The organism is Synechococcus sp. R55.8 (genome assembly GCF_047461895.1).
Classification (GTDB): domain Bacteria; phylum Cyanobacteriota; class Cyanobacteriia; order Thermostichales; family Thermostichaceae; genus Thermostichus.
The window spans coordinates 1-9,426 of record NZ_JANSIB010000110.1; the positions used below are offsets into that span (position 1 = coordinate 1).

At 58.6% G+C, this 9,426-nt stretch carries 8 protein-coding genes and 1 pseudogene; 3 read left to right on the forward strand and 6 right to left on the reverse strand.

Features of this window, described 5'->3' with window-relative positions:
• Window positions 1–43: 43 nt before the first annotated feature.
• The gene (locus tag NW829_RS10660) at window positions 44–295 is read left to right on the forward strand and encodes a hypothetical protein (RefSeq protein WP_414390272.1); all 252 of its coding nucleotides are present in this window, start codon (window positions 44–46) and stop codon (window positions 293–295) included.
• Window positions 296–360: 65 nt separating this feature from the next.
• Here NW829_RS10660 and NW829_RS10665 read toward each other — a convergent pair whose 3' ends face one another.
• Complete coding sequence (locus NW829_RS10665; protein ID WP_414417050.1) at window positions 361–774, reverse strand: hypothetical protein; 414 nt, start codon at window positions 772–774, stop codon at window positions 361–363.
• Between the two features lie 147 nt (window positions 775–921).
• Between NW829_RS10665 and NW829_RS10670 the strand changes: the two genes are divergently transcribed.
• Window positions 922–1,521 carry a pseudouridine synthase gene (locus NW829_RS10670; protein ID WP_414414102.1) on the forward strand — a complete coding sequence of 200 codons (600 nt, stop codon included), beginning with the start codon at window positions 922–924 and terminating at the stop codon, window positions 1,519–1,521.
• Window positions 1,522–1,799: 278 nt separating this feature from the next.
• On the opposite strand, the gene NW829_RS10675 is transcribed toward NW829_RS10670, so the two are convergent.
• From NW829_RS10675 to ccsB, 5 genes are all read right to left on the reverse strand, one after another.
• The gene (locus NW829_RS10675) at window positions 1,800–3,149 is read right to left on the reverse strand and encodes an adenylosuccinate synthase (RefSeq protein ID WP_011431751.1); all 1,350 of its coding nucleotides are present in this window, start codon (window positions 3,147–3,149) and stop codon (window positions 1,800–1,802) included.
• A gap of 211 nt (window positions 3,150–3,360) precedes the next feature.
• A complete protein-coding gene (locus NW829_RS10680; RefSeq protein WP_414413443.1) occupies window positions 3,361–4,860 on the reverse strand; it encodes a S41 family peptidase in 1,500 nt (499 codons plus the stop codon).
• A gap of 165 nt (window positions 4,861–5,025) precedes the next feature.
• Complete coding sequence (tig, locus tag NW829_RS10685) at window positions 5,026–6,696, reverse strand: trigger factor (protein WP_414413444.1); 1,671 nt, start codon at window positions 6,694–6,696, stop codon at window positions 5,026–5,028.
• Window positions 6,697–6,772: 76 nt separating this feature from the next.
• Window positions 6,773–7,156 (reverse strand): lipopolysaccharide assembly protein LapA domain-containing protein, encoded by a 384-nt coding sequence (locus NW829_RS10690; protein WP_414413445.1) that lies wholly within the window; start codon window positions 7,154–7,156, stop codon window positions 6,773–6,775.
• A gap of 82 nt (window positions 7,157–7,238) precedes the next feature.
• Window positions 7,239–8,258 carry a c-type cytochrome biogenesis protein CcsB gene (ccsB, locus tag NW829_RS10695; protein ID WP_414388903.1) on the reverse strand — a complete coding sequence of 340 codons (1,020 nt, stop codon included), beginning with the start codon at window positions 8,256–8,258 and terminating at the stop codon, window positions 7,239–7,241.
• Window positions 8,259–8,516: 258 nt separating this feature from the next.
• On the opposite strand from ccsB, the pseudogene NW829_RS10700 reads away from it, so the two are divergent.
• A pseudogene (locus NW829_RS10700) lies at window positions 8,517–9,426 on the forward strand (hypothetical protein); the annotation flags it as partial.

The following is a 9,426-nucleotide window of genomic DNA, read 5'->3' on the forward strand; positions in this document are numbered from 1 at the left end:
CGCTGCATAGTTGAACAGTGATGTTCAGCAGTGTTCAGCGTAAATGTATCAGCACAGCCAATGGATGGAGCAAATAGAGCGGGTGCAGGGATCCCTGGCGGCCTTGGCAGCGGATCCCACCCCGGAAGCCCTGGAACAAGCCCGTCAGCAACTGGGCAACTTGAAAACCAATCTTGCCACTTGGATGCGGCTGGAATCTCTGCGCAACCCCTATCGAGTTCAAGTTTGGGGCAACCGTCTCGCGGCTTTGGAGATGATGCTGCGCTACGGAGAGCAAACCCTGATGAGGGCATGAAGCTCCCCTCTTGCGGGATGGGGATCCCATCTATCCCCAGAACTTCCCCAGAACCGAAAAAACTGTTATGGGGTATCTTTCGGCATTTCCTCTGCGGGGTCAGGCCCTGCATCCGGCTCCCTGGGGAGAGCAGAGTCCTCAGGGCTGGGCAAGGACTCTGTCCTGCTGGCGCGAACGGCTTCCGGGGAGGTTTCTGGCTCCTCGTCATCGCTACGCGACGCTTCTGGGAACCCGTCAGCAGTGTGTGGCGCTGAAGCGGGCTGAGCAGCAACAGGTTCAGGAGCAGAAGGAGGAGGTGCAGCTGGGATCCCGGCTTCTTCTGCAGGAACAACCGCAGGTGGCTGAGCAGCTTCTTTTTCCTTTTGCTGTTCGTAGCGGCGACGTTTGTTGCCCTCATCCACCAGCACGTACACCAGGCTGAGGAGAGAGAGCCCTGCTGTTCCAACCAAAACCCAGAGTAAGTTGTTGTCTATGGTCATGGGGTGAGCCCCGTCAAACGCTGCTAGCGATGGAGGGATATTGCTCCTTAAAGCTTGATCTTACCGTTGAAGCCGCTCTGCCAAATCCTTCTGCCAAATCTTAAAGATTGGAAAGGTTGGGTTCACAGTTTTGTTGTTTTGTGTGTCATGCGCTATCTCAAGTTTTACAAACCCTATGGCGTGCTCACCCAATTCACCGACCAAGCGGGACGGCCTACCCTCAAGTCTTTTATTCCGGTGCCCAAAGTTTATCCGGTAGGGCGGTTGGATCGCGACAGCGAAGGGCTGCTCCTGCTGACCGATGATGGTCGCCTCAATGCCCGCTTGATCGACCCCAAGTTCGGCCATGAGCGCACCTACTGGGTTCAGGTGGAAGGGATCCCCACCCCCCAAGCCCTGCAACAGCTGCAACAGGGGCTGATCATCCAAGGGCGAAAAACGCGCCCGGCCCAGGTTAAGGTCTTGGCTGAGGAACCCACCCTGCCGCCACGGGATCCCCCCATCCGCTTTCGCCGCTCCATCCCCACCACCTGGCTGGAACTGACGCTGCGGGAGGGTCGCAATCGCCAGGTGCGCCGCATGACTGCCGCCGTTGGGATCCCAACTTTGCGGTTGGTTCGGGTTGGACTGGGGCCTCTTTCTCTGGTGGGGCTTGCTCCCGGCCAGTGGCAAGATCTCAGTGAGGTAGAACTGGCCCAACTGCGGCAATATTGTTTTTCTCAAACCATTAGAGTCATTTCAAGTTAGATTAAGACGCTTCCTATTCGCTCGGCAGTGAGGAGCTGGGAAGCAAGACAACGGAACAGTTTTATTCCCTCTTAAATGACTATAAACTAGGACACTGCATCCACACCTAAGACGTTGAACGCACAGGGCCGGAAGGCTTTTCTCCGTAGCTTAGGCGTTTCACCCTAACCTGAAATGACCATAACTTAACTCACATTGATCATTACTGAGCATTTGATCACTACATTGTTAATGATTGCCCTATGATTGCCCTTGTTCCCAATTGTTCTTGAGCCCACTCAGTCGGGCATGAGGGCGTGGGCGCGCTTGCCACCATTGGGGTAGAGAAGGGCCCGCTTGGGGCCGTGGATGGGATCTTCGACAATGATCGTCTGGTCGCGGCTGGCCCCCAGAGAAACAATGGCAATCGGCACCTGCATCAACTGCGCCAAAAACTTCAGGTAATCGTGGGCTTCGGGGGGCAAGTCTTGGATGGAGCGGCAATCTTTGGTGGAACATTTCCAGCCCGGCAGGGTTTCGTAGATGGGTTTGCACTGGGCGAAAACCCGGGCATCGCTGGGAAAGTGACGAATTTCCCGCCCCTGGTACTCGTAGGCCACGCACACCTTGATCTCATCCAAGCCATCCAGCACATCCAGCTTGGTGATGGCCAGGCAGTCTAGGCCATTGATTCGCACCGCGTAGCGCCCAATTACCCCGTCAAACCAGCCGCAGCGCCGTTGTCGCCCTGTGGTGGTGCCAAATTCAGCACCGGTTGCCCCCAGGTACGCCCCGATCTCGTCTTTGAGCTCGGTGGGGAAAGGGCCTTCGCCAACGCGGGTGGTGTAGGCTTTGGCCACCCCGATCACCCGGTCAATGCTGGTGGGGCCGATCCCAGCGCCAATACAAGCGCCACCGGCAATGGGATGGGAGGAGGTGACGTAGGGGTAGGTGCCGTAGTCGAGATCCAACAGGGTGCCTTGAGCCCCTTCAAACAGGATGTTCTCCCGATCTTCGATGGCTTGGGTGAGAAGCAGAGCAGCGTCGGTAACATAGGGGCGCAGCCGCTCGGCATAGGCCAGGTATTGCTCGATAATTGGCTCGGGATCCAAGGGCGGCAAGTTATAGATCTTTTCCAGCAAGACATTTTTGTAGGGAATGGCCCAACTGAGGCGCTCCCGCAGCTGGTCAGGGTACATCAAGTCCACGACGCGAATGCCCATGCGCTCGGCCTTGTCGGCATAGGTGGGGCCAATGCCCCGGCCGGTGGTGCCCAGCCGGTAAATGCCACGCCGCTCCTCTTCTGCGATGTCAATGACCCGGTGGTAGGGCAGGGTGACGTGGGCCGTTTCGGCAATGAACAGGTTGTCGGTGGAAATGCCCAATTGATGCAGTTGGTCGATCTCGGCCAGCAGAACCTCGGGATCGATCACCGTGCCGCTGGCGATGATGCAGCGTTTGTCGGGGTAGAGAATGCCAGAGGGGATCAAGTGTAGCTTGAAGGTTTGGCCCCCCACCACCAGGGTATGCCCTGCATTCACCCCACCTTGATAGCGGACGACCACATGGGCCTTTTCACTGAGGAGGTCGGTGATCTTCCCTTTTCCTTCATCGCCCCACTGGGCACCGACAACCACGACGTTTGCCAAGAGCTTCTCCTACAGTCCGTAGATGGCACAAAAAATCCCCTTTGCGGGAGTTGCTGCACTAATCTACCGCATCGCTCCGGGCGATGTTGAGAGATCAGGACAAAAAGATTAACAATCGATTAACTTTTCTCCGGCAGGGGACAACGTGGAGATGGGCGGGATCCCCGAACCCTCTGGCAAGCCAACAGAGATTCCCCAGTTGCCCTCGCCTTCAGCTCCCCGGCTTGAACAGGCCAATGGCCGTGACCTGGTTGGATCCCACCTCAAAGGCAAAGGCCAGGCCCAGGGCATCGTAGTTGACGTAGTAGCGGTCGTCGCGCAGATATTCTCGGCTTCCCTTGGGATAGGGTACCACCTCGTTGTAGCCGTTCTCGCCGGGCCCGCCGTAAACGGCGATCACTTCCGAATAGGTGGAGCCGATGCGGATCCCTTCGCCGGTCATGGCTTCCGGGTGGGTGGTGTAGATGCGGTTGGCGAAAAAGCTATCCACAATGCCCGGATGACGGTAGGTGAAGAGGATGTAGTCTTGTAGGTAAAAGATCTTCAAGTCGCTGTTGGGCTGAAACACATTGGCTCCAGAGGCCGCTGGGATCTGATCGACATTGCCCAGCAGGTGGGTATCCACGTTGCGGGTATCCATACCCAGCTCAAAGCGACCGACTCGACCCTCTTGCACCAGCACTGTAGGCCGTGGGGGCAGGGCAGGTCGCCGGGGGGGCAAGGCCAGCGCTTGCAGGCCGGCATTCAGCCAAGCATTGTCATCTCCTTCCACGGTCTGCAAGGGCACCAGACCCCGCTCCAAAGAGCGACCATCCCCTGTCTTCCAGGTGGCCACGGCCAGTTCCACCGCCGCGCCGGAGGGAAGGGCAAAGAAGCGGGTTTGTCGCTCGCTGCCTTGGGTGGGCTGTCCCAAGATAAGGGTGCTACCGCTGGATCCCAACTGGGCAGCCAAGAGGGTGGCCCCCTGGCGGGTGTTACCATCCACGAGAACGGCCAACGGGATCCCGGCGGCAATGGGCAGATTTTCGCTGTTCCAGAGGGTGGGCTGCCCGAATCGGTCTTCGGTAATCAGCAGCGGCTGGACGGAGCGGGGCAGAAATAGGCGCGCCACATCGGCCACCACTTGGGGGTCGTAGCCCACCGAGCCGCGCAGGTCGAGGACAATGCCCTGGCTGTAGTCTTGGGTGTAGAGGGTTTGGCGGATTTGCTGAGCTGTGGCCGGGGTGAGATCCGGCACTGCCAAATAAACCTGGCGCGGGCCGATCCCGCGGGCTTGTACGGGAGGACGGGGACGGTTGAGCAAGTCCTTGAAAGCTTGCGGATCCCAGAAGCGATCGGCGGGATCCCCATACTCCCGCAGGATCTCTTGAATGAACTCGTACTCCACCTCAATAGAGGGGCGGGGATCCCCGTAGCTTCGGGCCAACAGGCGGGTGTAGAGGTCGTTGTAACTAACCGCAGCAGCTTGGTTGCCTGCACCCAAGGACTCGTTGATGAACAATCCCACCAGATGGCGGAGATCCAGCCCGACCGGCTCACGGGGAGGGGAAGGGGCTGCCGGGATCCCTGGATCGGGAAACGAACCTTGGGGATCCGAGGGCATGATGGGCACAGGAGGCAAGGCCGATTGGCCCACAGCGCTGCCGGGCGAGATCCCGGCGATCAGGGTGAGGATCCCCCAAGCCCCAAGTACGCGCGCAAATCCCTTCATGGCAGCCTGCCCTCTTGCAGATGTTGCGAATAGGATAAACCCTAAACGCTCCCCTTTGCCACTGCCAGCAGTGGTAGATATCTATTTTTTGCGACTTGGAACACTAGGGGCTGCGCCCCCTTGCTTTTGAAGGAAATGCCCTCAGCCAGAAAATCCCCAGCGCATTCACTTGCCTTTTTTGTCCTTTTTGTTCGGCTTGGGCTTTTCTGCTGCCGGGATCTCTGTAGCGGTCTCTGCCGCTTTCTCCTCAACTGGGAGCGTTGCCTCTGCCGCAGAGGCTGAGACGGTTTCAGCAGGGGATGCTTCTACAGCCTTTTCTGTAGCTGGCTCGGCTTCCGCAGCTGCAGCTTCTCCATCCGTTTCCGCCCCCGTAGCCGTCTCTGATGAGGATTCAACGGCCTCAGGGATCCCAGATACCTCTGCTTCTGGCCCATCGGCCTCAAACTCGGCCTCTGGCACTTCAACCTTCTCCTCCGAGACTGCCAAAGAAGTGGGCGCCTGGGTTGGATTCCCCTCGCTATCGACCCAGTTGACCGTAGTTTGCGACTTCAGCCAGGCCATCACCTTGTCGGTCAGCAAGCCTTCATAGACGGCTTGGCGTACTCGTTCCCGATCCAGCTTTTGGCCTTGCTGGGCATAGGCCGCCATCACCTCTTCCACCTCCACGTCCAACTCCGTGGAACCTACGGCAATTTGCTCTTGCCGAACGATGGCGCTCAGGGCCAAGGTGCGCCGCAGCCGGTCGATGGCTTCGGGTCGGTGGCGCTCTTTCAACTGGTTAAGGGTTTCGGGAGGCAACTCGGACAAGAACTTACGGAGCTCCCCCGGCTTGATGCCTTCCTGCCGCAGGGCCTGGAGACTCTGGGCCAGCAGTTGTGTCGTTTCTTGTTCGATGAGGGTTTCCGGCAAATCCACCTCAGTAGTCTCCAAGATGGCGTTGAGGATGGCGGTTTCCAGGTTCTCCTCAGATTGTGTCAGGGCATCCTGTTCGAGGCGCTTTTGCAAGTGCTCCCGCAGTTCGGCCACCGTTTGAAAGCTGCTGATCTCTTGCACAAAGGCATCATCCAATTCGGGCAGCTCTTTGGCCTTGATCTCCCTCAGGCAGACAGTGAAGGTAACCGTTTTCCCGGCCAACTCTTTTCTGAAGTAGTCGTCGGGGAAGGTGGCTGCGATCTCCTTGGTTTCGTCGAGCTGCATGCCCACGATGCCCGCCACAAAACCGGGGATGAAGTTGTCTTCCTTGAGTTCCAGCTGGAAGTCCTGGGTGGTCATCTCGTCGAGGGGATTGCCTTCTGCATCGCGGGCCTCAAAATCGATCACCACCACATCCCCCAACTGAGCAGGCCGATCTTCTACCGGCAAGAGGGTGGCCCGCTGATCCCGCCATCGGTCGATGAGCTGGTCAATTTGCTCAGGCTTGACGTCAACACGGGTTGCCGTAACGGTCAGCCCTTTGTATTGGCCAACGCGGGCTTCGGGGTACACCTCAACATATCCCGAGAAGCTGAAGTCTGCTTCGGGGTTGAACTGAGCCAAGAGCTGCCCCACCTCATCATCCAGCTCGAACCGGCTAATGGGAGTGAGCCGAGCTTCCTTGAAAGCCTGTTGAATGGCCTCGCTGATCAGGTCATCGACAGCACTGGCCAGGATGCGCTCGCGGCCCACCTGCCGCACAACGAGGTTGCGGGGGGCCTTGCCCTTGCGGAATCCCGGAATCTGGATATTCTGCTCCAGTTGACGCAAGGTTTTTTCGTAGGAGCGCTTCACCCGGTCGGCTTCTACCACGATTTTGAGACCGACCCGGCTGCCAGGGCGTTTTTCTTGGATAACCTGCATAGGAAGTATGAGCTAGGGAGAGGGGCAAGTAGAAGTTCAATTCTACCTCAACGGCCTGTGGGTCAACCTGGGGATTTTAGGCAGGGGATCCCTCGGTGGCCACTTCTTTCACATCCTGGATGTCCTCTTGGGGTTCGGCACGCTTGCTGGGGGGCAGTTGCTTCACTTTGGCTTCCAGCTCCACCACCATTTCCTTGAGTTCGGTGATGGTGACCTCCTTCTCCTGCAGTTGCCGATTTTTTTCCCGGGCTTCGATGCTGAACTGTACGCGCATCCAGAGGCTATACAGCCAGGCGAGGGCGGCCCCAATCCCAGCAGCAGCCAGAAGTTCCATCACCAGAGGGCTTTCGATGCTGACGCCAGGGGCAAAGGTAATCGTGACTGGGGTGGCGTTTTGCATGGCGAAGAGAGCGATTCCTAGGAGAGCCGAGAACAGGATCAGGTAGTTGAACAGTCGCATAATTTTCTCCTCTTGTCTCCTCTTGAGAGGGATCCACTACGGCTTGCCAGCACCAGGATACTCATAAACGGGGATCGGTTTCTTAGAAAAACCAGCCATAGCTGTGTAAGCCTTTGCCCAGAAAGTTGACCCCCAGGTAACATACCCAAACCACTCCAAAACCCAAGCTGGCCAAGAGGGCGGGGCGTCTGCCTTGCCAGCCTTTGGTGATGCGGGCGTGCAAATAGGCGGCAAAGACCAACCAGGTAATTAAAGCCCAGGTTTCTTTCGGATCCCAGCTCCAGTAGGTACCCCAGGCTTCGTTGGCCCAAACGGCGCCGGCAATAATGCCGATGGTGAGCAGGGGGAACCCCAGCCCGATCAGCCGGTAGCTGGTGTTGTCCAAGATTTCTGCCAGGCTCAGCCGTTGCCAGGGGATCCCTTCGGGGGCCGGTTGGGGGGGGAGTTCAGCGGACGAGGGGGCAGGACGGGGGGAGCGGAGGCCGGCGTAGGCCAGTTCTGAAGCCGGGGAAGGCAGGGTGGCTTCCGCCCATTCGGGATGGGTTTGGGGTTGGGGAGGGCGAAATTGCAGGCCGAGGGAGTTGCCCTTGAGATGCACTTCCTGACCGCGAGTGACGATGAGAAAGCTGATGGAGAGAAGGGATCCCACCAGCAGCGCCGCGTAGGCCAGCAACATCACAGTCACGTGCATCATCAGCCAGTTGGATTGCAAAGCCGGCACGAGGGGCTGGGCTACCTGCATATCTTCCGGCAGCACCAAGGCAGCAAAGGCTACGATCCCGGTTACAACTGGGGCAGTCATGACCCCCACCCAGCGGCTGCGGCTCCAGTGGAGGGCCAGCAGGTGCAAAGCGGTGATCCCCCAGGCCAGGAAAAACAAAGACTCGTACAGATTACTCAAGGGGAAGTAGCCTGCATCGATCCAGCGGGCCGTCAACAGGGCGGCCATCGTCAAGTTTGCCCCGATCATCCCCGCTAGGCCCAATTCGGCCAAAAGCTGCACCTGGGGAAAAGCTGCCCCACCCCAGTAGAACAGCATGGCCCCCAGAGAAATGGCAAACGCCACGTTGTTGAGCAGAGCTTGCCACTGGGCCAGATCCATGCCCGCAAGAGCTGTTATCGCCAACAGAGCCATACACGACCTCAAAAGTGTCTCCGACCCGGCTTGAGCCAGGCCAGTTGATCCCATTCTAGGGCGGGGGAAGGGATCCTCCCCAAAGGACACATGCTGGTAATGTGGGGATGGCTTATCTGCAGCTCGGCAGGGTACCGAGAGTGTCGGGATGTGAGGCTCATGCAAGAACACGCGGGAAATGCCAGGTTGAGAAGGTGGGGGTTGTTGAGATGGTGGATCTGTCTGTTGGCCGCCCTCGTTTTGGCCTCTTGTGGGGGATCCCCGCCTAAACCCCCGCAGGAACAGCTTCCCCAGCTAGAGCGCGTGCCGGTTCCCCCGGAGATTGCCAAGCTGGATGCCCATTTGCAGTATTGTCGCCCGCAAGTTCAGATCCTCAGCCCCAAGCCAGGTGAGGTGTTGCCAGAGCGGCAGGTAACCGTTCGCTTCGCGGTGCAAGGGTACCCACTTTTCAAAGATCCGCAATTGGGTCTTGGCCCTCATCTGCACGTGGTGCTGGACAACCGGCCCTACATCGCCCATTACGATGCCGATGCTCCCCTCGTTTTCAAGGATTTGGAGCCGGGATCCCATACTCTGCGGGTGTTTGCCGGCAAACCCTGGCACGAGAGCTTCAAAAACTCTGAAGCCTATGCCCAGGTCAGCTTTCACGTGTTAGCTCCCACCCCCGAGTACGTGCCACAGCCGCAACTGCCCCTGCTCACCTACAACCGCCCCACAGGCAGCTACGGGGCCGAGCCAATCTTGGTGGATTTCTGGCTGGCCAATGCCCCAGTGCGGGAGAGCCTGTTGAGTGACTTGCCACGGGACTGGCGGATCCGCTACACCCTCAACGGCCAATCCGGCCTGCTGGATCGCTGGGAGTCTTTTTATCTGAAGGGCTTCAGGCCCGGTCGCAATGTGATGGTGCTGGAACTGGTGGACAGCAAAGGGGATCCCATCCGCAATGTGTTCAACAGCGCCGCCCGCGAGATCACCTACACCCCTGGCGGCCAAGATACCCTCTCCAAGCTGGTTCGGGGGGAGCTAAAAGCCGAAGAGGCCCTGGCCATCGTCCAGCCCCAGCCCACCCCTACCCCAACTCCTACTCTCCTACTCCGACGCCAACACCAACTCCGACACCCACGCCCACTCCGAC

Coding starts and splice junctions, on each gene's coding strand:
- NW829_RS10680 (WP_414413443.1), bottom strand. CDS start 4,860: ATGAAGGGATTTGCGCGCGTACTTGGGGCTTGGGGGATCCTCACCCTG.
- NW829_RS10665 (WP_414417050.1), bottom strand. CDS start 774: ATGACCATAGACAACAACTTACTCTGGGTTTTGGTTGGAACAGCAGGG.
- ccsB (WP_414388903.1), bottom strand. CDS start 8,258: ATGGATCTGGCCCAGTGGCAAGCTCTGCTCAACAACGTGGCGTTTGCC.
- NW829_RS10670 (WP_414414102.1), top strand. CDS start 922: ATGCGCTATCTCAAGTTTTACAAACCCTATGGCGTGCTCACCCAATTC.
- NW829_RS10690 (WP_414413445.1), bottom strand. CDS start 7,156: ATGCGACTGTTCAACTACCTGATCCTGTTCTCGGCTCTCCTAGGAATC.
- NW829_RS10660 (WP_414390272.1), top strand. CDS start 44: ATGTATCAGCACAGCCAATGGATGGAGCAAATAGAGCGGGTGCAGGGA.
- tig (WP_414413444.1), bottom strand. CDS start 6,696: ATGCAGGTTATCCAAGAAAAACGCCCTGGCAGCCGGGTCGGTCTCAAA.